This window comes from Pseudomonas asgharzadehiana, from assembly GCF_019139815.1.
Lineage (GTDB): Bacteria > Pseudomonadota > Gammaproteobacteria > Pseudomonadales > Pseudomonadaceae > Aquipseudomonas > Aquipseudomonas asgharzadehiana.
This window is the reverse complement of the sequence record NZ_CP077079.1, coordinates 1,843,781-1,865,860: the sequence shown is the minus strand read 5'-3', so window position 1 is coordinate 1,865,860 and position 22,080 is coordinate 1,843,781. Positions and strand designations below refer to the sequence as shown.

Genomic DNA, 22,080 nt, shown 5'->3' with positions numbered 1-22,080 from the left:
TTGCATGAACACGCTGGCCTTGCGTAAAAAAATGGTATCGGTTGCCTGGGTACTCGCCGTCCTGTTGATCATTGATGTGTTCCCAGAAACCACCCTGGTATTCCTCTGCCTGGTGCTGGTGTGCGGTATTTACGACTTCCTGCGTAACGGTTTGTATGACGCCCCTACGTTCAAGAAGTATTTTATCGGCAGCGGCCGCAACACCTGGCTACTGGCGCCGTTCAACACCTTGTTCGACCTGTTGAGCTCGCGCAACCGCCATGTTTACACGATGAGCGACCTGCCACCCGCCTGGCGTGAAGACCTGCAACAGGTCCTCGACGACGCCATGGCCCATAAAGATGAAATCATCGGTTACCTGGATGAACGCATGGCCGAGAAAAAGCGCGGCATGTTGTTTTTCCAATGGTACGGGCGGTCAATTGAAACCACGCTGGATATTCCCGAACTGCGCAAAAAACTGCCGTTCGTGAAGACCATCGGCGTGTCGGTGTTCAATGAAAACCGCTCGACCTCGTTTCACTTCGGCCCCCTGCGCATGATGTTCCGCGTGCTTTACAACATGGCGCCGGCGCCCCATCACGACGGCGTGTACATCCAAGTGGGCAAGCATAAGCATTACTGGCATGACGACCCGTTGTTCATCTTTGATGACACGCTGATGCACGCGTCCTTCAACAAGAACGATGCCAAGCGCTACTGCCTGTTTATCGATATCGTGCGGCCCACTCCAGTGCCGACGGTGCTTAACGCTGTGATTGCCGGGTTTGCCGGGATGGTCTTTACCCTGCGTCGGGTTTTCTACAAAAACTGGAAGCTGATTCAGTAAGTTCTGCGGCATGATGGTGTTGGACGGTATTTGCGCTCGGCCTTGCGCCTGAGGTAAATAGTCGGCTCGTGCGCTTCAACCGCGCCCACCATTCTCAAGCCATCGCGCCTCACCGGGTGCGGTGGCTGTGCTTTCAAGGAATCAGAATGCCCCAACGTCAAGTCATCAACGCCTCCGTCAGCCCCAAGGGCAGCCTCGAAACCCTTTCCCAACGCGAAGTCCAGCAACTGAGCGAAGCCGGTACCGGCAGCATCTACACCCTGTTCCGCCAGTGCGCCCTGGCAATCCTCAACACCGGCGCGCATATCGATAACGCCAAGACCATCCTCGACGCCTACAAAGACTTTGAAGTGCGCATCCACCAGCAGGACCGTGGCGTGCGCCTGGAGCTGCTGAATGCTCCGGCCGACGCTTTTGTCGACGGCGAAATGATCGCCAGCACCCGTGAGATGTTGTTCAGCGCCCTGCGCGATATCGTCTACACCGAGAACGAACTGGACAGCCAGCGCATCGACCTGAGCAACTCCCAGGGCATCACCGACTATGTGTTTCACCTGCTGCGCAACGCCCGTACGTTGCGCCCGGGTGTCGAGCCGAAGATCGTGGTGTGCTGGGGCGGGCATTCGATCAATACCGAAGAATACAAATACACCAAGAAGGTCGGCCACGAACTGGGCCTGCGCAGTCTCGATGTGTGCACCGGTTGCGGCCCTGGCGTAATGAAAGGCCCGATGAAGGGCGCGACCATTTCCCACGCCAAACAACGTATTACCAGCGGGCGCTACCTGGGCCTGACCGAGCCGGGCATCATCGCCGCCGAAGCCCCGAACCCCATCGTCAATGAACTGGTGATCCTGCCCGACATCGAGAAGCGCCTGGAAGCCTTCGTGCGGGTCGGCCACGGCATCATCATCTTCCCGGGCGGCGCCGGTACGGCGGAAGAGTTCCTGTACCTGCTGGGCATCCTGATGCACCCGGACAACCGCGACGTACCGTTCCCGGTCGTCCTCACCGGGCCGAAACAGGCCGCGCCGTACCTGCAACAATTGCATGCGTTCGTCGGCGCCACCCTCGGTGAAGCGGCGCAGGCGCACTACCAGATCATCATCGACGACCCGGCCGAAGTGGCGCGCCAGATGACCGCAGGTCTCAAGGCGGTGAAACAGTTCCGCCGCGAGCGCAACGACGCCTTCCACTTCAACTGGCTGCTGAAGATCGATGAAGGCTTCCAGCGCCCGTTCGACCCCACCCACGAAAACATGGCCGGCCTGCAACTCAACCATGCATTGCCGCCCCATGAGCTGGCGGCCAACCTGCGCCGGGCGTTCTCGGGGATCGTGGCGGGGAACGTGAAAGACAAGGGTATCCGCCTGATCGAACAGAACGGTCCTTACGAGATCCACGGCGACCCGGCCATCATGCAGCCGCTGGACGAACTGCTTCAGGCATTCGTCGCCCAGCACCGCATGAAGTTGCCGGGCGGCGCGGCGTATGTACCGTGCTACCGCGTGGTGCAGTGAGCTAACGCTGGAGGATCGGGCTGGATACCAACGTACTCGTGCGCTATGTCACCCAGGATGATCCTCTGTCCAGTCCCCCAAGGCATCCGCCCTGATCGAATCCCTCGCCACCCTCTCGCCAGGCTTTGTCAGCCTGGTGTGCGTGGTGGAACTGGTGTGGGTTTTATAAAGCTGCCCATCGACCAAGAGCGAAGTCGTCACCGTGCTGGAAACGCTCTTGCGCACCCGTGAGTTGACCGTCGAACATGCCGAAGTCATCTGGCAGGCGTTGCGACGATTGGCAGGCTTTGGTAGAAATCGCCTTCACCTTCCGATGGAGAGAAAGCCCACGTGCGCACGCTTCTTCTTGCTGCCCTGGCCACATTGCCTGGCCCGACCTGCCAACAACCTGCTTCGTGAGCGGCCGCTCTGCCACCAGCGTAGGTTCAGCGAACCCAGCCCCCTACCTGCCAGTGATACCCATCGCTGCGTTGCACCCAGTGCGGATGCACATAGCGATAGCCTTCGCGCACCGGCTCCCAATGGCCGTGCACCGCCACATAGCGCCCGCCTTCCCAGCGCCAATAGCCGCGTGACCACAAGTAGCCTTCACGTACCGGTGGCTCGACCTCAATCACCTGCACCGGCGGCGGTTGCGGCGCCACCACCTCGACATATTCACGTTGCACCGGCCGACGCTCATGCACAACGCGCTCTTGCACACACCCGGATGCCGCGACGACGACCGCCGCCAATGCCGCATAACGTAACAACATAAAAACCCCTCGGGCGCTGACGCCCAACACGTGCACCAGTAAAAAATCCCCCTGTGTTTCAGCCGCGCTCCTGCTTGGCCTGGGTACTTTTTTAACAGGCGGTGTCTGTCAGATTGCTGAACCCGAGGGCATCAAGAAGTGCAAGCGACAGTCGGTCGTTGGCGCTGATCGGGGGGAAACCGCCGGTCGCCGCTCAAGCAAAGGACATCACGCGGGACCGAAGCGCTGAACCACTGCCTCGACAAATCGCCGCAGCTTGGCCGTACGCTGCCGGTTGGCGGTGTAGACCAAATGCATCGACCGGCTCGGCGCGTCAAAGTCCGGCAGTACCCGCACCAACTCGCCCCTGGCCAAGGCCCCGCGCAGAAAATCCTCCGGGCCAAGGACAATGCCGAAACCATCCAGCGCGGCCGACATCAGGGCCCGGCTTTCATTGATCTGCAAACGGCTGGCAACCTGCACCCTGTGCGCGGTCGCCCCCTGGAAAAACACCCACTCGCGATCGGCCGGGCGCGACCAGAAGGCATATCCCAGGCATTCGTGATGCTCAAGGTCTGCCGGCACCGCCGGTGTACCGCGGGCCGCCAGGTAGGCCGGCGCCGCGCAGACCACCAGGCGATAAGGCGCCAGCGGCCTGGCCGTGAGGCCGGTGGTTGCCAGGGGCCCGATACGAAAGGCCGCTTCGTACCCCTCCTCCACCAGGTCGACAAACCGATCCGTCAGGTGCAGGTCGATTTCCACATCCGGGTGGTCACGCAGGAACCCGGTAATCAGCGGCATCAAGCTGTGGGAGCCAAACGTGACCGGCGCGGTGATTTTCAACTTGCCGCGCGGGGTGTCGTTCATGATCTGCGCCAGGGACTCGGCGGCCTCGGCCTCTGTGAGGATGTGTTTGCAGCGTTCGTAGTACGCGCTCCCCAACTCCGTCAGGCTTTGCCGGCGCGTGGTGCGGTTGAGCAACCGTGCACCCAGGCGCAATTCCAGCGCGGCGACATGTTTGGCCACCATCTGCGGCGACATGCCCAGGCGCTCAGCGGCACGCGCGTAGGAGCCCAGCTCAGCCGCCGTCACGAACGCATTCATACTTGATAGGCGATCCATCATTCCCCACTCCCAGTAACAACATCCACACCAGAATGACGATTTATCACCCATTGGTTGCCAATCATCATAACGGCTCCCCCCATTCACAGGAGCACAATCATGAAGATTGGCGTTATTGGAGCAGGCTTTATCGGGCGCGCCGTGGCTCAACTGGCACTGGCGGCCGGGCATGAGGTGATGTTGAGCAACTCGCGCGGCCCCCACACCATGAGCAGCGTGGTAAGCGGGATACTCGGCGTGCAAGTGGGCAGCGCCGAAGACGCCGCTCGATTCGGCGATATCGCCCTCGTGGCGATTCCCCTGGAGCATTACCGCAGCGTCCCGGCTCAATGGCTGGAAGGCAAAACAGTGATGGACGCCAATAATTACTACCCTGACCGCGACGAGCATATCCCGGTGCTGGATCGCTTTGAAACCACCACCAGCCGACTGCTGGCTGACCACCTTCCCCACTCGCACGTAGTGAAGGTATTCAATGCGATCTTCGCGCCCGAGCTGACACAGGATGCCCGCCCCCACGGCGCGCCCGACCGCCGTGCCCTGCCGGTGGCCGCGGACGACGCCGCCGCGAAGGCACACGTGATCCAGTTGCTCGACGAACTCGGTTTTGATGCCGTGGATGCGGGTGGGCTGGATGACAGCTGGCGGTTTGAGCGGGCCAAGCCTGCGTATTGCGTGCCGCTGGACCAAGCCGGCTTGAAGGCGGCGCTGGCGGCGGCTGAACGCACGGTTGAACTGCCTCCCGTCGAGCGCTCGCGCCCCTAAACACCACGCCATGAAAAAGCCCGCTGACCGTCACCGGTTCAGCGGGCTTTTGCACAGCTTTGTTTACAGCGCCAGATCAGACGCCGGCTTGCTCGGCTGGGCCGCAGGCTTGGCCGCCTCGGTCGCCGCCGGAGCGGTCCTGGCCGGAATCACAGGCGGCGTTGGCAGTTGCAGAACGCCAGCGGTGTAGGCCCATTCCTTGGCAACCGCTTCAGGGCTGTCGTTCAGCTTGGTGCCGTAGCTCGGTACGATCTGGTGCAGTTTTGCCTGCCACTCAGGGGTCGCGACCTTGTCCTTGAACACCTTCTGCAGCACGGTCAGCATGATCGGAGCCGCGGTCGACGCGCCTGGCGATGCACCCAACAGGCCCGCGATGGTGTTGTCGGCGGAGCTGACCACTTCGGTACCGAGTTTCAGGACGCCGCCCTGCTCTTCGTCACGCTTGATGATCTGCACGCGCTGACCGGCTTGCCACAGGCGCCAGTCTTCTTTCTTGGCATTCGGGAAGTACTCTTGCAGCGCCTTGAAGCGGTCGTCGTCCGACAGCATCAGTTGGCCGGCAAGGTACTCGACCAGTGGGTATTCACGAATACCGACTTTGGTCATTGGCCAGATGTTGTGGGTGGTGGTGCTGGTCAGCAGGTCCAGGTACGAGCCTTCTTTGAGGAACTTGGTGGAGAAGGTTGCGAATGGGCCAAACAGGATCACGCGCTTGCCATCCAGCACGCGGGTGTCCAGGTGCGGAACCGACATCGGCGGCGAACCGACCGAAGCTTTACCGTAGGCCTTGGCCAGGTGTTGCTCGGCCACGGTTGGGTTATCGGTCACCAGGAACGAACCACCCACCGGGAAGCCGGCGTATTCCTTGGCTTCAGGAATGCCCGACTTTTGCAGCAGGTGCAGGGCACCGCCGCCGGCGCCGATGAACACGAACTTGGCGTCGGTTTCAGTCTTGGTGCCGTCTTTCAGGTTTTTGTAGCTGACACGCCACGAACCGTCATCGTTCTTGGTGATGTCCTGCACTTCGCTCGACAGTTTCAGGTCGAACTTGGGCGTGGTCTGCAGGTGGGCAACGAACTGGCGGGTGATCTCGCCGAAGTTCATGTCGGTACCCAGCGGGCTCCAGGTGGCCGCGATTTTCTGGTTCGGGTCACGCCCTTCCATCATCAGCGGCACCCACTTGGCGATCTGCGCCGGGTCTTCGGAGTACTGCATGCCGGCGAACAGCGGGCTGGCCTGCAGCGCTTCGTAACGCTTCTTGAGGAACTTGATGTTGTCATCGCCCCACACAAAGCTCATGTGCGGTGTGGAGTTGATGAACGAGCGCGGGTTCTTCAGCACGCCCTGCTGGACCTGCCAGGACCAGAACTGACGGGAGATCTGGAACGCTTCGTTGATCTCGACCGCTTTGGGGATCTCAACGTTGCCGTTCTTGTCTTCCGGGGTGTAGTTCAACTCAGCCAGGGCCGAGTGACCGGTACCGGCGTTGTTCCAGCCGTTGGAGCTTTCTTCGGCCACGCCATCGAGGCGTTCGACCATTTCCATCGACCAGTCCGGTTCCAGCTCGTTGAGCCAGACACCCAGGGTCGCACTCATGATGCCGCCGCCGATCAGCAGCACATCGACTTTCTTTGCCTCTTGCGCGTGGACGGTCGAGATCCCCATCGACAACGCCAGCCCCAGCAAGGCAGTGTTTACTTTTTTAAACATCAGTAGCACCTATGATAAAACGCCATCCGCCCTACCGCCCCTGACTCTTCAGGCCGTAGGGTGGGCACACAAGGCCGACGTATCGACCTCACTTTTATGTCCCTTCTGCGCTGACTTCTTATCATTATTGGCTTCAGCTACCTGGACGACAGCCAATCGCCGGGACGTATACGGGTGTACGCACCAGGAAAGACTAGCCCAAGACGGCGCGCAGAATATCACGGCAAACAGCGTTTATGCGCCGTTTGGCCAATTGACAGCTCTGAATCGCGGGTTTCGCCGCGCCAGTGTCAAGTGCATCGAGCGCGACGTGGCGTCACAGGCCCGGAACTCTCGCGCGTGCGGCGGTTCTAGACACCTTCACCGTCGCGTGCGTAGCATCGGCGACTGACTTTCGTGCCCCTATCCAACAGAGCAATCCATGTCTACCCACCAAACACTCGGGCACGTGCTGCCTGCGCGCAGTGCCGCCAAAATGGAAGCGGCCATGGCCGTGGGCGCTTTCGCAATCGGTACCGGCGAATTCGCCATCATGGGTTTGATGCCCGACATCGCCCAGAACCTGGGCTTGAGCGAACCCCAGGTGGGCCACGCCATCAGCGCCTACGCGCTGGGCGTCATGGTCGGTGCCCCGCTGCTGGCCATCCTCGGCGCCAAGCTACTGCGCAAACATATGCTGCTGTTGTTGATGGGCCTGTATGCCCTGGGCAACTTCGCCACGGCGTTTACTCCGAGCTTCAGCTCATTGGTGGCCTTCCGCTTTATCAGCGGCCTGCCCCACGGTGCTTACTTCGGCATCGCCGCCGTCGTCGCCTCCAGCATGGTGCCCACCGACAAACGCGCCGGCGCCGTGGCCCGGGTAATGATGGGCCTGACCCTGGCCATGCTGCTGGGCAACCCCATCGCCACCTTCCTCGGCCAACACCTGGGCTGGCGCTCGGCGTTCGGGCTGGTGAGCGTGATTGCCCTGTGCACCATCGCCCTCGTCTGGCAGTTCGTGCCGCACCGCCACGATGAAGAACGTAGTGACCCACGCAAGGAAATGCGCGCCTTCACCAAACCGCAGGTGTGGATGGCGTTGTCCATTGGTGCGATTGGTTTTGCCGGGATGTTCTGCGTATTCAGCTACCTGGCGCCGACCATGCTGGAAGTGACCAAAGTCTCGCCGCAGTGGATCCCCTTCGGCCTCGCCGCGTTTGGCGTGGGTGGGATCATCGGCAACATCGCTGGCGGCAAGCTGTTTGACCGCCTGCAATTTCGCGCGGTGGGTTTGATATTGGTGTGGTCGATTGCGGTGTTGCTGTTCTTCCCCTTTGCGGCGTCGTCACTGTGGGGCGTGCTATTGAGCATGGGCCTGGTCGGCACCATGGTGGCCTTGGCTGCGCCGTTGCAGATCCGCCTGATGGACATTGCGCACGAGGCACCGAGCCTGGCGGCCGCGTCCAACCACGCGGCGTTCAACCTGGCGAATGCACTGGGGCCGTGGTTTGGCGGTATGGCGATTACGGCGGGGTTGGGCTGGACCAGCACTGGGTACATCGGCGCAGTGACGGCGCTGATCGGCCTGGGCCTCTACCTGATTGCCCGGCGCATGAAAGGCGGCCACTAACGACGCTAGTTTTGCGCCGATTATAGATCCAATGTGGGAGGGGGCTTGCCCCCGATAGCAATAGGTCAGTCACTACCCCAATGACTGACCCACCATTCATCAATCATCATGCAACAACCCCGACCCATACTCCCCATAACTGCTCCCCAGCCCACTCCCGCCAAAATTCATCTTGGCCGCCTTGCTCGGGCTATGGTCCCCAAACGCCTGGCATCCGCCAGTAAAACAAGGGTCACCACTCCCGCCCGACGTTCCCGTCGAACAAGCACCCAACAGCAACGTGCCAGCAATCAGCACGACTTTAACCAGGTTCGAGATCATGTTTTCAGTTCCCTATGGGCTGGAGGTACGGGGGGCCTCTCTTGAACAGTAGCGTAGTCCCCAAATACGCAGGGAATTATGAAACTTTGCGCGGTGACAGCAGGGGTTCAGGTTGCCGCCTTGGGGTAAGGCGGCGGGGTTGGCAGCAGGCGCGACTTGCTCTTGGGCGCGGGCGATGAGTAGAGCGCTTAGGTCGATGAGTTGGTGGATGCCCAGGATGATGGCGCGGTGCGGGTCTTCGAGGTCAAAAGCCAGGGTTGCGGCCATTTGGTTGGCGGATGCGAGGTTTTCGGCGGCGTTGGCTAGGAGGGTTTCGGGGTCGATGGTTGGATTGACCAGAAAGAGGATGCCGCTTGGGCGTTCGCTAACGGTACCGTCGTCAGATGGCGGCAAGTGATGCTCGATTGCTCGCTGGGCTGCGGCTTGAAGATTGAGATCAGAGGATGTGGCGCTTGAAGCATAAGGCGGGTTAGGTGTGGCTTTGTACATGGCGAAGCTCCTTTAGCGTTTAAGGAACTGCCTATCTCACTTCCACATGAGAGGTGGCAGCTGTACGCAGGTGTGGAAGACCAGGGCTAAAGGACCCGGCGCACCGAAGTGCCCCGCGCACAGCCGCCATAAGCAATCATACAGACGTAAAAAAACGCCGGTAGGTGTTTATGGGCGATTGAGCGCCTTCAGCTTGGTCGGACTTCCACATCCGGCCGCTGGGTTGGCAGCGGCTGGGGGAGGTTAGCTAGCAGGAGTCTGAGGGGCAAGCTGAGAAAAGTGTGGGAAATTTCTTATAAACAATTGAATCAGCTTAATTTTTTATTGACTCAAAAAAGTCAGACTTCAAAAGCTCATCGCCTTTTAATGACTTGCGCAAATAACCGCGCTCATAGTGAACAGCTTCAATATGAACTAGATGTGCAATAACTTGTAGGACCTCCGAAGCAGGAACCCCCTCACACTTACGAACAATATCATCATCACGCAAAAAAGCCCCACTGGAAATCTTAGCCATAATCAATTTAGCAAGTTTGTAATCATCATTCTTCTTTTCACTTTCTGACTCCAAACCTAAACCTTTAGCAGGGGCTCCATGCGATATATCGCCAGATCTCTTCTGCCCAACGAAATCCACACCAGCAGAATTTATGGATCTTTTACGACCTAACAAAAAGAACAAGATAGCAGTAACCATCAGCGAACAAAACCACACAGACAACGGTACTGTTACGGAAAAAAACAAGAACCCAAATGTAGACTTAATGAAACCCCACACAGTCCCATCTAAAATATATGCAGCAATAAGACTGCCAATCACACCCAAAACCACTGTCACTACTAAAGCTCTAATTTTATACATTATAAAGATCTCTTCACTAAACCCTAACAGCCCTACAAAAAAGCTAAGCTACGGAAATAACTGAGTCGACAAGAGGGAGGGGATAGAACTTACCACCCTCAGAAACCTTTCTGATCCAGGCTTCCGACAGCGCAGCAGATAAGCTTGACTCAGGGACATTGCTAAATAGATTTGCATCATATCTAGCAGCATCATCGTCTTCCTCTTTACCTGCAAAGTACAAGCTAGCAGCATACAATCGCTGGAGCAATAAGACAGCAGTGTGCCCACGACATAAACGAGTACAAATGTCGATATCAGTATTATCTACCACGACCAAAAAACCCTCATAAATATTGACAAATTTTTCCATAAACTCGTCCTGCACAGGTTCATTTCGAAACCCTAGATCTATTACACCACCTTCAAAAGCAACATTATGCCACTTAACAATACTTGCCGGATAATTCGCACAATTTAACACTTTCGCCGCTAATGTTACTGCAGCAATTTTCCTTATCGAATCATCAAAACAATCATTAAAGAGACGAAGAGCCGCATCCTTACTCCCCGAACCACTTAAAAATCTAAATCCTTCACTTAACATGTAAGGACTTAAAAAATAATTCTCAATAGAGTGACCTAAAGTCCATGATAAATTCCCATCTACCTCATGCACCACACTAAGATCCTTTATTTCATTCTCAATAGTAAAATTTCGAAACTCTCTATCACATAAGAAAAACAATTTACGATGGGTGCTTGCCGCCTTACACTGCAAATGAATACCTTCAATCTTTGCGCGATTATTAGACCTGGTAGCATTACACTCCCCTAAAATATCAACAGCAATATCAACTTTAATCCTTAGTCTTGGCGCAAGTATTTTCAGCAAGTTTAAAACATGCCCCCTATCATCCTTGCCCTCAACCAAAACGCGAATTTTAGAACTCATTCTCGCCATAGCTATGTATTCAGAGATATCGTATTTCAACTCCATTAGTTCACCTCCTCCTCATCATCAGCAATCTCGAGGCGAGAGCTAGCAGAGTTCGACAAAACCGGAACGACTTCTATCATAAACTCCCTATAGTCTGATGCTATGGAAGGGGAGTGAGTGCATACAATTATTTGTCGACCACCAAGTTGCCCCATCATTTTCGAAAGGAGCTCTTCTTGCCAATCTATGTGCAAGGATAATTCAGGCTCATCAATTAAAACCAATGAATCAGAACTCATTTTGGTCACAGCATATAACATTGTGAGCAACTGCCGCTCACCAGAGGACATCACCCTAATGCTGCTCCACGCACCATCCTTAAACTTAAGCCCGACTTTCGGCACCCGTCTACTTGAGTCGGGTACATAGTGAAGCTCTTTTTGCTCAAGAAAAGCATTTACTGCATCAAAATACTTATCAATTTTCGCAAAGATACTAGCTTGAAAATCTCGTCGCTCCTTAAGTGCGTCACGATAAACTTTTAACGCCCCTGTCGCGGAACTTGCGAGCTCTTTCGACTCCCTACTTTTTCCAACCAAATTTTGCAATTGCCCATAGGTGTGCGAAGGCCCCTCCAAATTCGCCAACTTGTTCAATGCCGTCTCGGTAGTCAGTTCCGAGATTTCTTCCAGCAGTCTTTCGGCTTCCTGAGCCGTACCTTCCTCATCACTCAAAATCGCTGAAAAAACCTTGACAAAAGACTCGGAAAACACCGAGCTTTCATATCTTGCTATTTTAAGGTGAGCATCTCTAATCTCCTCCCGCAAATTATGTTCAATACTTAATGGCGACGGATAGTTAATCACCGGAAGAAACTTCCCAAATAAATTCCGTGCGAAAGCCGTAACCTTTTGAGTTGGAATCGAATAAGAAGATGTTCTTCCGAAACGCCTAAAATCCTCCTCAAACTGACTTGACCAAGCTTCCAGCATAGTTCTAAACGCAGGAAAATAAGATGTTTTTATCCGGGGTATTCCATTTTTCTCAACAAATACTCCTAATCGCGCTGTCAACTCTGAAACATATTCGCGAGAAGGAGCTTTATCTTCTTCAGTCATAGCTAAAGACTTTAAAGCTTCTTCGGTAAAAAAGATAAATCCGGGATCAAATAAAGAGTTTAGATTCCTGATTCTATAGGTATTCTCACCCTCAGACTTGAAAATCCCCAACCGCAACCCACTAGAGTAACCCACAATAATGCTTTTAAAATCCAGATATATAAACCGTAAAAAATCGCAATTTGCCAAGTTAGCCAAAATATGAACTAACGTAGATTTCCCTGTACCATTTTGCCCATGTAAAACATTCAAACTATCAAAAAAATTTATATTCAAATCATATCGCTGATGAATACCTTCAAGCTCGATACTTTTGATTGTTACGTTATCCATACGCTTATGCATCCCTGATGGGGAGAGCCCGCTGCGCCCTCGAAGTGCCATCATAGCGCCAGCCTACGCACTAAATATAGAGGGAAATTGGAATAATCAGATTCAGAAGGAAATATGAGTCAGACGGAAACGTAAAAGCTGCCAATTGAGTTCGCTCTAGCTTGACTCTGAAGATGTTGGGGTTAGACCACGATATTCTGACGCAATGGCCGCCTTCAAACCCTGGGCATTTCCACACGAAGCATCATTACGTGCGAAGTGGCGTGAGGCGCGGAACACACACCTCCCCGACATCCAAGACCCATCCCTGATAAACTGCTCCCCATTCGCCCCGCTGACTTATATCTCCAATGCCCCTACAAACCGCTCCCCTCTCCCGCCGCTTCTCCGTTGCACCCATGATGGATTGGACCGACCGCCACTGCCGGTTCTTCCTGCGCCTGCTCTCCAAACACGCCTTGCTCTACACCGAGATGGTCACCACCGGCGCGATTCTCCATGGCGACCATGACCGCTTCCTGCGCCACAACGAAGCCGAGCATCCTCTGGCGCTCCAGTTGGGCGGCAGTGTGCCCGCCGACCTGGCCGCGTGTGCGCGCATGGCTGAAGCCGCCGGCTATGACGAAGTGAACCTGAACGTCGGCTGCCCCAGCGATCGGGTGCAGAACAATATGATCGGCGCGATCCTGATGGCGCATCCTGCGTTAGTGGCCGATTGCGTGAAGGCGATGCGCGATGCGGTGTCGATTCCGGTGACGGTGAAGCATCGCATCGGCATCAATGGCCGGGACAGTTATGCCGAGCTGTGTGATTTCGTCGGGCAGGTGAAGGACGCCGGTTGCACGAGTTTCACCGTGCATGCGCGGATTGCGATTCTGGAGGGGCTGTCGCCCAAGGAGAATCGCGACATTCCGCCGTTGCGCTATGACGTGGCGGCGCAGTTGAAGCGGGATTTTCCTGAGTTAGAGATTGTGCTTAACGGCGGGATCAAGACGCTGGAACAGTGCCAGGAGCATTTGCAGACGTTTGATGGCGTGATGCTGGGGCGCGAGGCTTATCACAACCCGTATCTGCTGGCGGAGGTGGATCAGCGGTTGTTCGGGAGTGAGGCGCCGGTGGTGGGTCGGGCGCAGGTACTGGCGCAGTTGCGGCCTTATATTGCTGAGCATCTGGCGAGTGGTGGCGTGATGCATCACATCACTCGGCATGTCCTGGGGCTGGGCACCGGTTTCCCAGGGGCGCGCAGGTTCAGGCAGTTGTTGTCGGTTGATATTCATAAGGCGGCGGATCCGTTGGCATTGCTGGATCAGGCTGGGGCTTTGCTGGAAGGGCGTTAACCCGATTGCTTGCAGGGGGGTCAGTTAGTTGTGGATTGACTGACACACTGCTATCGGGAGCACGCCCCCTCGCACATTTTGTGCGGGGGCAGGCAAGCCGGTCTGCACAGTTTTATCCACGTGTCATCGGGCATTGGGTTGAACCTGCCCTGCATTTTGCCCTCCTATTGAGCAGTACGGCCGGGCTTTCAAACGGCTGTTTTCAGGTTGTTGCCCGCGCAAACGATCGAACGCATTTGCGCCTTGAGCGCCTGCCAGCGCTCGGGTAATGTCACCAGACCCATAGGACAGAGCACGCCCATGACTTCCAAGCTGGAACAACTCAAGCAATTCACGACTGTCGTAGCCGATACCGGCGATTTTTCTACCCTCGCCAAGCTCAAGCCGCAGGATGCGACCACCAACCCTTCGCTGTTGCTCAAGGCTGCGTCGATTCCGGGCTATGCCAAGCTGCTGGATGAGTGCGTGCAGGATTGCAATGGCGATGTGGGCCTGGCCAGCGACCGTTTCGCGGTGGCGGTGGGTCAAGAGATCCTCAAAGTAGTGCCGGGCCGTATATCCACCGAGGTGGATGCGCGCTTGTCGTTCGACGAGGGCGCTATTCTCAAGCGTGCGCACCGTCTGATCGACCTGTACGAAAAAGCCGGGGTTGGCCGTGACCGCGTGCTGATCAAGATCGCCTCCACCTGGGAAGGTATTCGTGCGGCGGAGAAGCTGGAAAAAGAAGGCATCCAGACCAACCTGACACTGCTGTTCTCCTTCGCCCAGGCGGTTGCGTGCGCAGAGGCCGGCGTGTTCCTGATTTCGCCGTTCGTGGGCCGTATCTATGACTGGTACAAGAAGGCCAACGGCAACGACTACACCGGTTCCGATGATCCGGGCGTGCAGTCGGTGACGCGTATCTACAACTACTACAAGGCCAATGGCTACAAGACCGTGGTGATGGGTGCGAGCTTCCGCAACCTGAGCCAGATCGAGGAGTTGGCCGGGTGTGACCGCCTGACCATCAGCCCGGACCTGCTGGAAAAACTGGCGGCGGATGAAGGCAAGCTGGAACGCAAATTGTCGCCAGGGCACGCGGGTGAAGCGCGAGTGCATATGACTGAAGCGCAGTTCCGTTGGGAGTCCAACGAGGATGCGATGGCGACTGAGAAACTGGCGGAGGGTATTCGTCAGTTTGCTCGGGATCAGGAGAAGCTGGAGGCGTTGTTGTCTGCCAAGCTGTAAGGGCAGATAGCAGCAAAAAGGGCGGCACCTGTGAGGGTGCCGCCCTTTTTTGTGTCTTCTGTCCCGTCCTGAATAAGGTTTACACCTTCTGATCTGCTTTTCAGGAGGACGTAATGGAATCAGTAAAAAGGCGCAGTCAGCGAGACTACACGTTGACCTTCAAATTATCGGTCGTCGATCAGGTCGAAAAAGGCGAGCTGAGTTATAAAGAGGCTCAGGAGCGCTACGGGATTCAAGGCAAAACGACCGTTCTGACCTGGCTACGCAAGCACGGTCGGCAGGATTGGAGCCCGGGCACATACATTGGCTCGCCGAGGATGGGGTCTATGCCCGACAAAAACCGACCATTAACGCCAGAGCAACGCATCAAAGAGCTTGAAGAGCAGTTGGCGCTGTCCAATCAGAAAGCGCAGTTTTTTGAGGCAGTCGTGGATGTCTTGAAAAATGACTACGGTCTCTCTGTCGTAAAAAAGCGTCCCGGCAAGTCCTCGCCCAAAAACGAATCCAAAACCTGAGCATCAGCAGGGCTTGCCAGTTCATGGGGATAAGCCGCCAGGCTTACTACAAACGCAATCGCGCCGATGCGGCACGTCTCGCTCTGGATCAGAAAGTTGCCGATTTCGTTCAGCAAAAACGTCAGCGGCAGCCACGTTTGGGCACCCGAAAGCTGCATTACTTGCTGCAGTGCCAACCTCAGCTTGAGCTGCAAGTGGGTCGAGATCGCCTGTTTTCGATTCTGCGTGAACGGCGTTTATTGGTAGCCCGCAAGCGGGCGTATCACAAGACAACCGACAGCCATCACCGCTTTCGGCGTCATCCAAACCTGCTCAAACCCGGCCCTGATCAAGTTATTCCCAGCGGCCCGGAACAAGTCTGGGTGGCTGACATCACCTATCTGCCCACTCAGGAAGGTGTGGCCTATTTGAGCCTTGTGACGGATGCTTTTTCACGAAAGATCGTGGGCTATCACGTCCATGAAAGCCTGCACACCGAGTCGGTCGCGCAGGCGCTGCGCCGAGCGGTGAAATATCGTCGAACGGAGCAGCCGCTGGTGCATCACTCAGATAGAGGCAGCCAATATTGCTCGGGAATGTATCAGGAGTTGCATGCGAAGCACGGCATCAGGTGTTCGATGACGGATGGCTATGACTGCTACCAAAACGCCTTGGCAGAGCGGGTCAACGGGATATTGAAGACAGAGCTTTTGCTCCAGCGGCCACAGGATTTAACGCAGGCGAAGAAGATGGTCAGCGAGTCGGTATCGATCTACAACCGTGAGCGTCCACACCTGTCTTTGAAATACAAAACGCCCGATGCGATGCATCGGGCGTTAGGGTGAAACAGGTGTAAACCTATTTCAGGACTAGACATTCGCCGGTCTCAAGCCGAGCAGACTCCAACTGTGGGACGTGTTTCAGGAAGGACGTCAGTGACGCTCGAGGGCGTTGACGAGGTCGTGGAAGGCTTCGCGATTGGACTCGTTGAGACCCATCAGGATCTTGTGCGCTTCCAGCACTTTGACCCGCACCACTTCTTCGGACTGGTCCTGGGACGGCAGGTCGGTCAGGCATTCCGGGCAGGGGATCGGGCGGTCAACAATGTTGAACACTTGGTCGAAACCCATGGACTGCAGCAGCCGGGTGATGTCTTCGTGGGTAGTGACGACGGTCGGCAACAAGCCGACCTTCTGCCGCGACAGAATGGACAACTTGGCCAACAAGCCCAGCGTGGTGCTATCAATGCTACGGGTTTCGGTCAGATCGATCACGATCGCCGAGAAATTCAGCGCAGTGAAGATCCGCTCAATCGTCGCATCCAGTGCCGAACACAAGGTCAGGCGCACTTCACCGACAAACTTCAGGACAAAAGTCCCATCTTGCTCGGCGAATTGGATTCTTCCGGTACTCATCAAAGATTCCTGCTCAACACCAATAGGGCGATATCATCCGGCATCTCCCCTAGCGTGGCCAATCCAAAAACCTGCCGCAGGCCATCCAGGCTGCCGCCCGCCGACTTGACCCGTTGGGGCAAGGCGGCTTCTTTCTCTTTGAGTGTAGGCTCTGGCAAAAGGTCCAGGATACCGTCGGACATCAGCGTTAGGCTGAAGGTCGGCGGCAGCTCCAGGATGTGGTCTTCGTACGTAGCCTCATTGAACAAGCCTACGGGCAGACCACGCCCTTCCAGGTAGCGCACACTGTCGGGAGTGTATAAAACAGGCATCGGCAGGTGACCGCCAATGCTGTAGGTCAAAAGACCCGTTTCTTCATCAATAACGCCGCCGACCATCGTCACGTGCTTACCCAGCTTGCAGCTGATCAGGCCTCGGTTGATGTGGCCCAGCACTTGCGAAGGGGTGAACTCCGGCAAGGTGCCATTGCGCTTGGATTCGAACAACAGCCGTGTGGTCATGAACTTCAACAACACGGTTACAAAGGCAGAAGACGCACCGTGGCCGGACACATCAGCCAGGTAGAACGCGACGCGCCGCTCATCCACGCGAAAATAGTCGACAAAGTCCCCTGAGAGGTACAACGAGGGGATGATCTGGTGTGCGAACTGGAACTCATCAATGGTCCAAGGGCTCACCGGCAGCATGTTCATCTGCACCTGGCGACCGGCGTTCTGGTCTTCCTGAAGCAGGTTCAGGCTGGCTTCGAGCTCGCGGTTGGCGGTCTCGAGCTTTTCGCGGTAGCGCTGGTTCTCCAATAGCAAACGCGCACGATCCAGGGCGCGGCGCACCGAATGCTCCAGCACCGCCAGGTCTTCCAGGGGTTTGATCAGATAGTCGGCGGCACCCAGGCGCAAAGCCTCGACAGCATCGCTCATGACCCCGGCACCGGACACGACAATTACCGGCGTCTGCGGGGCAAGCTCGGTCACCTGGCGGATCAGCTCGAGGCCGCCCATCTGGGGCATGCGCAGGTCGCAGATCACGAGGTCGGGCTGGTCGCGCTCGAATACCTGGAGACCCTGTTGACCATTGCTGGCCTGCAATACGCTGAAGCCGCTGTCTTCCAAATAGGCCGCGAGGCTCGCACGCACTACTTCGTCGTCATCGATTATCAGCAGCGTGGCACTGGTTTTTTGCATGTGGGCAAACGGCGCCAGAATTAGGTTGGCGTAGGCGGCTCGGCAATGGCCGGGCTCACACTACTGGATTCGCTTTCTAGCCTCTCTGTCCTACAAAGCATAGGCGTTTTGCCCACGCACAACTGTAAAGCAGAGGTGCCCTTCTAAGGCGCAGACGGTACTCCCATCCGACAGGCGTTTCAAGCTCACGCCGATGGTCGCCGGGCGTCTTTACACCGCAAATCACCGGGAGTTATAAGAACAGCCACAACCACAACACAATGTAAGGATGGAACCCATGAGCGAACACGAGCGCGACTACGCTGAAAAACGCGATTTCATCCGCATGAAAGTGGATGCCGATGTGGCGCTGATCCACGCAGGTCAGGAGATTGCAGGCGTCTGTGTGGACCTTTCAAGCTCGGGCATGCAGGTGCAGGCGCCTCGTCAGTTCAACGTGGGTGACCCACTGACGGTGCGTATCGAATCGGAGCACCCCGCGCTCAAGGGGCTGGAGGCGGACACTGAAGTGGTGTGGGCTAAAACGGTGGGTGATGAGCAGCAGCTCGGCCTCAAGATCCTGAAAATGCGCTGAAATGCGCGCATAAAAAAGGCGATCACCCAGGATCGCCTTTTTTCGTTTCAAAACGTCACAGCTTAAAAGTCGTCGACAACCTTGCCATCCTTGACCTTGAACTCGCGGTTCTGCAGGTAAGCGTTACGGATGAAGGTGTACTTGTCACCAGTGATCAGCCGCTCGCTGTCGAGCAGGCTGGCGCGAGTGTCGACAATATTCAGGCCCATGACGCTGTTGCGCACGGACACATCATCCATATAGCGGTACGGCTGGGTGTAGCTGTCCACGTATTTGGACGGCGCATCACGCAATGTGCTCGGGCCCAGCAACGGAAGCATCACGTACGGACCGCTGCCGACCCCCCAGTAACCCAGGGTCTGGCCGAAGTCTTCGTCGCTGCGCTGCAGCCCCATTTTGGTGCCTACATCAATGAAGCCCAGCACGCCAAAGGTGGTATTGACCAGCAAACGGGCGGTGTCGACGCCAGCGTTATGAGGCTTGAGCTGCAGCACGTTGTTGGCCAGGTTGCCGACATCGCCGATGTTGCGGAAGAAGTTGTGGATACCGTCTTCGACAAATTGCGGGGTGACCCACTGATAACCTTGGGCCAGGGGCTTGAGGGCATAGGTGTCAACAGTGTCGTTGAAGGTGAAGATCGGGCGGTTGATGCTTTCCCATGGGTCATCTTCCGCAGCCTGGACGGCGAGCGGGGCCAGCAAGACAGTGGCACACACCGACAGCTGAGCGAAATAGTGGCTCCAGCGCATAGCTTTAGCTCCTTGAATGGTCTGTCATGGGCGCTATGCCCTGAATAAGGCTGTCAGTATATGACGGAAGCGCCCATTTAGGCAGTCGCTAGGAAACGTCTTAACTAAAATGGACAAAATTCCTACAATTAGCCGGACTGTCATCGGCCTGTCATCCTGCCCCGATAGCGTCACAGCTATTTCAGGGATGTCGACATGCCTCACGCCGAGATAGCCATCGCCAGCGCCCCCGCCTTGACTGCTGTGTTGTTTGGCCTGAGTGGCTGCCTGGTGGACTTTGGTTCCCAGGCGCGCACCGACTCTTGCGCCCTGAGTTCCCAAGCCACACCTGGTGCCCTGAAAGTCCTGCGCCACCTCAAGGAACAAGGCATACCCTGCGCCTGGCTGGATGAGCTACCCCCGTCGATAACGACCCCACTGGCCGCCGCGCTACCCGACTGGCTCAAGGCCGCCTCGCCCTCCTCCATCCGCTGGCCTGCGCCCCATGCTTGTTGGCAAGCCTTGATGGAATTGAACATCGAACGCCTGGAAGGCTGCGTATTGGTCAGCGGCGAGCCGCGCCTGTTGCAATCGGGCCTGAACGCAGGGTTGTGGACTATCGGCCTGGCCTCCTGCGGTTCACTGTGCGGCCTGGCGCCCGAGCAGTGGCAAGCGCTGAGCGACAAGGAACGCGAACACAAGCGCGGCAAGGCTACCGTGGCGCTGTATGGGCTGGGGGTGCACTCGGTGATCGATCACCTCGGCGAGCTGGGCACCTGCCTGGCGGACATCAGCCTGCGCCGGCTCAAAGGCGAGAAGCCCTGATCGAGATCATGCACAGTCGGCGCCGGTGGATTAATCTACACGTCAGCCCGTAGACCTTTCACGGCGTGCCGCGGTCTATGCCAGTGCCTATCGATAAAAGGAAAGAACGTCATGCCTGATCGCAAAAAACTGGAAGAACAGGTCGAGATCCTGCGCGGGCAATTGGAACAGGACCCGCCACTGCCGGAAGAAAAACGTGAAGCACTGGAAGCCTTGATCGCCAAGTTTGAAGTGCAACTTGAACTGGAACCGGCCACCCAGTCGCCCAGTATTTCCGACGACGTGAGTCAAGCGGCTATAGAGTTTGACGCTGAGCACCCAGTCATTTCCGGGACATTGCGCAATATCATGATCAGCCTGGGCAACATGGGCATCTAACCCGCCCGCCAGCCAAGCGCAGATGCAAAATGTGGGAGGGGGCTTGCTCCCGATAGCAGTGGGTCAGGCACAAATACCGTGACTGACACCCCGCCATCTGGAACAAGCCCCCTCCCACATTGGGTGTTGCGTGAAGGCTTATTGCCGTGCCAGACGCACGTTCTGGAACGCCACATCCTCGGTACTGCGATACGGGTTGATATCCAACCCACCGCGGCGCACATACCGCGCATACACCGTCAATTTTTCCGGCTTCAGCAGGCGCTGCAAGTCGAGGAAGATGCGCTCCACGCACTGCTCATGAAAATCCGAGTGCTGACGAAAGCTCACCACGTATTCCAGCAAGCTGGCGTGATCCAGCGCGCGGCCACGGTACTCCACCACCACACTGCCCCAATCAGGCTGGCTGGTGACCGGGCAGTTGGATTTGAGCAGGTGGCTGTGCACGCTCTCCTCCACCACACGCGAGGCATCGCAGCGCAGCAACTCCGGACGGGGGTGTTCGTAGCTGCTGACGTTGATGTCCAGGTCGTCGATACACACACCCGGCAACGCCATCACACCTTCGGCCTCGACCTCGACCAGGCTGCGGATACGCACGCTCACCGGCTTGCCGGCGGCGGCACTGAGGTCAGTGCGCAGGGTCGCCTCCAGGCTGCTAGTGTCGATAAACGCCGTCTGGTTCAACGAATTGAGGTACAGCTTGAACGACTTGGACTCGATGATATTCGGCGAGTCGGCGGGAATGCTGAACTCACCGATCGCCACCACCGGCTTGCCCGACGGCAGCAACCAGGACAATTCGAAGCAGTTCCAGAAATCCACACCTTTGTAAGGCAGGGTCTCGGCACTCAGGCCCAGCTCGGCCCACTTGGCGGCACGAGGGATCGGGAACAGCAACGAAGGGGTGTAAGTGGAGATGTATTCACTGGACTTGCCCAGCGGCGAATGTTCGGCTGCGGGATGCATGGCGGAAACCTGGCTAAATTAACCGCGCCAGTCTACCAGCCTTTGCCCCCGCTCTTAAGCTGCGCCTCACTCAACGGTCAACTTGCCGACCATACCCGCCTGGTAATGCCCGGGCAGGTTGCAGGCGAACTCAAGGCCAGTCGCCTGGGTGAAGGTCCAGGTCAGCTCAGCGGTTTTACCGGGCTCGACCAGCACGCTGTTAGGGTCATCATGTTTCATGCCGCCCATATCACCATGGCCCATCGCGCCGTGGTCCATCTTGCCCATCCCGGTGGACGTAAGCATGCCACTGGCCTGCATCTGCATCATTTCCTTCTGGTGCTCGGCATGCATCGCCGCGTCACCAAGGTTGAATTCATGCAGCAATCGGCCCTTATTGACCAGTACAAAGCGCACCGTCTCACCGGCTTTTACAGCCAGGGACTTAGGCGAAAAGGAAATATCCTGCAGCGTGACTTCCACGGTCCGCGTGGCTTTATCCGCCTTTGCCGGCTGGCCAAACGCGTAGGCGTGGGCCGTATCGGCCATTGCGTTGACACTCAACGCCAACAGGCAACCAGCCAACAGCAAGGGGGTACGCAACGTCATGGCTCTTCTCCAAAAATCTATAAGCATCTT

The 22,080-nt window shown here is 56.8% G+C and carries 21 protein-coding genes and 3 pseudogenes; 11 read left to right on the top strand and 13 right to left on the bottom strand.

Going from position 1 to position 22,080, the window contains the following annotated elements; all coding sequences use genetic code 11:
* The first annotated feature begins 4 nt into the window (after positions 1 to 4).
* The 3 genes and pseudogenes from KSS96_RS08615 to KSS96_RS27965 form a co-directional block, all read left to right on the top strand.
* Positions 5 to 829: an aspartyl/asparaginyl beta-hydroxylase domain-containing protein gene (locus KSS96_RS08615; RefSeq protein WP_017526620.1), complete on the top strand. Its 825-nt coding sequence runs from the start codon at positions 5 to 7 to the stop codon at positions 827 to 829.
* A gap of 146 nt (positions 830 to 975) precedes the next feature.
* A complete protein-coding gene (gene ppnN / locus KSS96_RS08610; RefSeq protein ID WP_017526621.1) occupies positions 976 to 2,349 on the top strand; it encodes a nucleotide 5'-monophosphate nucleosidase PpnN in 1,374 nt (457 codons plus the stop codon).
* Between the two features lie 14 nt (positions 2,350 to 2,363).
* Positions 2,364 to 2,626: pseudogene (locus KSS96_RS27965) on the top strand (type II toxin-antitoxin system VapC family toxin); the annotation flags it as partial.
* A 148-nt stretch (positions 2,627 to 2,774) separates the two neighbouring features.
* On the opposite strand, the gene KSS96_RS08605 reads toward KSS96_RS27965, so the two are convergent.
* Positions 2,775 to 3,104 carry a YXWGXW repeat-containing protein gene (locus KSS96_RS08605; RefSeq protein ID WP_050553981.1) on the bottom strand — a complete coding sequence of 110 codons (330 nt, stop codon included), beginning with the start codon at positions 3,102 to 3,104 and terminating at the stop codon, positions 2,775 to 2,777.
* A gap of 207 nt (positions 3,105 to 3,311) precedes the next feature.
* Complete coding sequence (locus tag KSS96_RS08600; RefSeq protein ID WP_217855998.1) at positions 3,312 to 4,208, bottom strand: LysR family transcriptional regulator; 897 nt, start codon at positions 4,206 to 4,208, stop codon at positions 3,312 to 3,314.
* 99 nt (positions 4,209 to 4,307) lie between these two features.
* Between KSS96_RS08600 and KSS96_RS08595 the strand changes: the two genes are divergently transcribed.
* On the top strand, positions 4,308 to 4,973 hold the full coding sequence (locus KSS96_RS08595) for an NADPH-dependent F420 reductase (RefSeq protein ID WP_137219861.1): 666 nt from the start codon (positions 4,308 to 4,310) through the stop codon (positions 4,971 to 4,973).
* A gap of 63 nt (positions 4,974 to 5,036) precedes the next feature.
* Here the strand turns inward: KSS96_RS08595 and mqo are convergent, their stop codons facing one another.
* Complete coding sequence (gene mqo, locus KSS96_RS08590) at positions 5,037 to 6,683, bottom strand: malate dehydrogenase (quinone) (protein WP_065877026.1); 1,647 nt, start codon at positions 6,681 to 6,683, stop codon at positions 5,037 to 5,039.
* Positions 6,684 to 7,104: 421 nt separating this feature from the next.
* On the opposite strand from mqo, the gene KSS96_RS08585 reads away from it, so the two are divergent.
* Positions 7,105 to 8,292 (top strand): MFS transporter, encoded by a 1,188-nt coding sequence (locus KSS96_RS08585; RefSeq protein ID WP_065877027.1) that lies wholly within the window; start codon positions 7,105 to 7,107, stop codon positions 8,290 to 8,292.
* A 99-nt stretch (positions 8,293 to 8,391) separates the two neighbouring features.
* Here the strand turns inward: KSS96_RS08585 and KSS96_RS27960 are convergent, their stop codons facing one another.
* From KSS96_RS27960 to KSS96_RS08565, 5 genes and pseudogenes are all read right to left on the bottom strand, one after another.
* Positions 8,392 to 8,613 carry a hypothetical protein gene (locus KSS96_RS27960; RefSeq protein WP_026067160.1) on the bottom strand — a complete coding sequence of 74 codons (222 nt, stop codon included), beginning with the start codon at positions 8,611 to 8,613 and terminating at the stop codon, positions 8,392 to 8,394.
* 135 nt (positions 8,614 to 8,748) lie between these two features.
* Positions 8,749 to 9,102 (bottom strand): annotated as a pseudogene (locus tag KSS96_RS08580) (DUF6124 family protein); the annotation flags it as partial.
* A gap of 313 nt (positions 9,103 to 9,415) precedes the next feature.
* Positions 9,416 to 9,964, bottom strand: a complete 549-nt coding sequence (locus KSS96_RS08575) for a hypothetical protein (protein ID WP_068931586.1) — start codon at positions 9,962 to 9,964, stop codon at positions 9,416 to 9,418.
* Positions 9,965 to 10,007: 43 nt separating this feature from the next.
* Positions 10,008 to 10,943 carry a DUF4435 domain-containing protein gene (locus KSS96_RS08570; protein ID WP_068931585.1) on the bottom strand — a complete coding sequence of 312 codons (936 nt, stop codon included), beginning with the start codon at positions 10,941 to 10,943 and terminating at the stop codon, positions 10,008 to 10,010.
* Positions 10,943 to 12,334 carry an AAA family ATPase gene (locus KSS96_RS08565; protein ID WP_068931584.1) on the bottom strand — a complete coding sequence of 464 codons (1,392 nt, stop codon included), beginning with the start codon at positions 12,332 to 12,334 and terminating at the stop codon, positions 10,943 to 10,945. The genes KSS96_RS08570 and KSS96_RS08565 overlap by 1 nt, the downstream gene beginning before the upstream one ends.
* A 350-nt stretch (positions 12,335 to 12,684) precedes the next feature.
* Here KSS96_RS08565 and dusA point away from each other — a divergent pair, with 350 nt between their 5' ends.
* The 3 genes and pseudogenes from dusA (at position 12,685) to KSS96_RS08550 (ending at position 16,265) form a co-directional block, all read left to right on the top strand.
* The gene (gene dusA / locus KSS96_RS08560; RefSeq protein ID WP_026067161.1) at positions 12,685 to 13,671 is read left to right on the top strand and encodes a tRNA dihydrouridine(20/20a) synthase DusA; all 987 of its coding nucleotides are present in this window, start codon (positions 12,685 to 12,687) and stop codon (positions 13,669 to 13,671) included.
* A gap of 300 nt (positions 13,672 to 13,971) precedes the next feature.
* Positions 13,972 to 14,898: a transaldolase gene (gene tal, locus KSS96_RS08555; protein ID WP_017526630.1), complete on the top strand. Its 927-nt coding sequence runs from the start codon at positions 13,972 to 13,974 to the stop codon at positions 14,896 to 14,898.
* 113 nt (positions 14,899 to 15,011) lie between these two features.
* A pseudogene (locus tag KSS96_RS08550) lies at positions 15,012 to 16,265 on the top strand (IS3 family transposase).
* A 59-nt stretch (positions 16,266 to 16,324) separates the two neighbouring features.
* On the opposite strand, the gene rssC reads toward KSS96_RS08550, so the two are convergent.
* Both rssC and rssB read right to left on the bottom strand, forming a co-directional pair.
* Positions 16,325 to 16,807, bottom strand: a complete 483-nt coding sequence (gene rssC, locus KSS96_RS08545; protein ID WP_003172602.1) for an anti-sigma factor antagonist RssC — start codon at positions 16,805 to 16,807, stop codon at positions 16,325 to 16,327.
* Complete coding sequence (rssB, locus tag KSS96_RS08540) at positions 16,807 to 17,988, bottom strand: two-component system response regulator RssB (protein WP_017526631.1); 1,182 nt, start codon at positions 17,986 to 17,988, stop codon at positions 16,807 to 16,809. The genes rssC and rssB overlap by 1 nt, the downstream gene beginning before the upstream one ends.
* 277 nt (positions 17,989 to 18,265) lie before the next feature.
* Here rssB and KSS96_RS08535 point away from each other — a divergent pair, with 277 nt between their 5' ends.
* Positions 18,266 to 18,562, top strand: coding sequence for a PilZ domain-containing protein (locus KSS96_RS08535; protein ID WP_017526632.1), 297 nt, complete (start codon positions 18,266 to 18,268; stop codon positions 18,560 to 18,562).
* Between the two features lie 62 nt (positions 18,563 to 18,624).
* Here the strand turns inward: KSS96_RS08535 and KSS96_RS08530 are convergent, their stop codons facing one another.
* Positions 18,625 to 19,311 (bottom strand): MlaA family lipoprotein, encoded by a 687-nt coding sequence (locus tag KSS96_RS08530; protein ID WP_217855994.1) that lies wholly within the window; start codon positions 19,309 to 19,311, stop codon positions 18,625 to 18,627.
* A gap of 195 nt (positions 19,312 to 19,506) precedes the next feature.
* Here KSS96_RS08530 and pcrP point away from each other — a divergent pair, with 195 nt between their 5' ends.
* A complete protein-coding gene (gene pcrP, locus KSS96_RS08525) occupies positions 19,507 to 20,115 on the top strand; it encodes an HAD superfamily inactivated hydrolase PcrP (protein WP_017526634.1) in 609 nt (202 codons plus the stop codon).
* 111 nt (positions 20,116 to 20,226) lie between these two features.
* Positions 20,227 to 20,493, top strand: a complete 267-nt coding sequence (locus KSS96_RS08520) for a DUF4404 family protein (RefSeq protein WP_017526635.1) — start codon at positions 20,227 to 20,229, stop codon at positions 20,491 to 20,493.
* Between the two features lie 138 nt (positions 20,494 to 20,631).
* Here KSS96_RS08520 and queF read toward each other — a convergent pair whose 3' ends face one another.
* Both queF and copI read right to left on the bottom strand, forming a co-directional pair.
* On the bottom strand, positions 20,632 to 21,462 hold the full coding sequence (queF, locus tag KSS96_RS08515) for an NADPH-dependent 7-cyano-7-deazaguanine reductase QueF (protein WP_135196701.1): 831 nt from the start codon (positions 21,460 to 21,462) through the stop codon (positions 20,632 to 20,634).
* A gap of 66 nt (positions 21,463 to 21,528) precedes the next feature.
* A complete protein-coding gene (copI, locus tag KSS96_RS08510; protein ID WP_217855992.1) occupies positions 21,529 to 22,050 on the bottom strand; it encodes a copper-resistant cuproprotein CopI in 522 nt (173 codons plus the stop codon).
* Positions 22,051 to 22,080 lie beyond the last annotated feature (30 nt).

Excerpts from the sequence above, each read along its gene's own strand:
- KSS96_RS08615 (WP_017526620.1), top strand. The coding sequence starts at position 5 with ATGAACACGCTGGCCTTGCGTAAAAAAATGGTATCGGTTGCCTGGGTA.
- ppnN (WP_017526621.1), top strand. The coding sequence starts at position 976 with ATGCCCCAACGTCAAGTCATCAACGCCTCCGTCAGCCCCAAGGGCAGC.
- KSS96_RS08605 (WP_050553981.1), bottom strand. The coding sequence starts at position 3,104 with ATGTTGTTACGTTATGCGGCATTGGCGGCGGTCGTCGTCGCGGCATCC.
- KSS96_RS08600 (WP_217855998.1), bottom strand. The coding sequence starts at position 4,208 with ATGATGGATCGCCTATCAAGTATGAATGCGTTCGTGACGGCGGCTGAG.
- KSS96_RS08595 (WP_137219861.1), top strand. The coding sequence starts at position 4,308 with ATGAAGATTGGCGTTATTGGAGCAGGCTTTATCGGGCGCGCCGTGGCT.
- mqo (WP_065877026.1), bottom strand. The coding sequence starts at position 6,683 with ATGTTTAAAAAAGTAAACACTGCCTTGCTGGGGCTGGCGTTGTCGATG.
- KSS96_RS08585 (WP_065877027.1), top strand. The coding sequence starts at position 7,105 with ATGTCTACCCACCAAACACTCGGGCACGTGCTGCCTGCGCGCAGTGCC.
- KSS96_RS27960 (WP_026067160.1), bottom strand. The coding sequence starts at position 8,613 with ATGATCTCGAACCTGGTTAAAGTCGTGCTGATTGCTGGCACGTTGCTG.
- KSS96_RS08575 (WP_068931586.1), bottom strand. The coding sequence starts at position 9,964 with ATGTATAAAATTAGAGCTTTAGTAGTGACAGTGGTTTTGGGTGTGATT.
- KSS96_RS08570 (WP_068931585.1), bottom strand. The coding sequence starts at position 10,943 with ATGGAGTTGAAATACGATATCTCTGAATACATAGCTATGGCGAGAATG.
- KSS96_RS08565 (WP_068931584.1), bottom strand. The coding sequence starts at position 12,334 with ATGGATAACGTAACAATCAAAAGTATCGAGCTTGAAGGTATTCATCAG.
- dusA (WP_026067161.1), top strand. The coding sequence starts at position 12,685 with ATGCCCCTACAAACCGCTCCCCTCTCCCGCCGCTTCTCCGTTGCACCC.
- tal (WP_017526630.1), top strand. The coding sequence starts at position 13,972 with ATGACTTCCAAGCTGGAACAACTCAAGCAATTCACGACTGTCGTAGCC.
- rssC (WP_003172602.1), bottom strand. The coding sequence starts at position 16,807 with ATGAGTACCGGAAGAATCCAATTCGCCGAGCAAGATGGGACTTTTGTC.
- rssB (WP_017526631.1), bottom strand. The coding sequence starts at position 17,988 with ATGCAAAAAACCAGTGCCACGCTGCTGATAATCGATGACGACGAAGTA.
- KSS96_RS08535 (WP_017526632.1), top strand. The coding sequence starts at position 18,266 with ATGAGCGAACACGAGCGCGACTACGCTGAAAAACGCGATTTCATCCGC.
- KSS96_RS08530 (WP_217855994.1), bottom strand. The coding sequence starts at position 19,311 with ATGCGCTGGAGCCACTATTTCGCTCAGCTGTCGGTGTGTGCCACTGTC.
- pcrP (WP_017526634.1), top strand. The coding sequence starts at position 19,507 with ATGCCTCACGCCGAGATAGCCATCGCCAGCGCCCCCGCCTTGACTGCT.
- KSS96_RS08520 (WP_017526635.1), top strand. The coding sequence starts at position 20,227 with ATGCCTGATCGCAAAAAACTGGAAGAACAGGTCGAGATCCTGCGCGGG.
- queF (WP_135196701.1), bottom strand. The coding sequence starts at position 21,462 with ATGCATCCCGCAGCCGAACATTCGCCGCTGGGCAAGTCCAGTGAATAC.
- copI (WP_217855992.1), bottom strand. The coding sequence starts at position 22,050 with ATGACGTTGCGTACCCCCTTGCTGTTGGCTGGTTGCCTGTTGGCGTTG.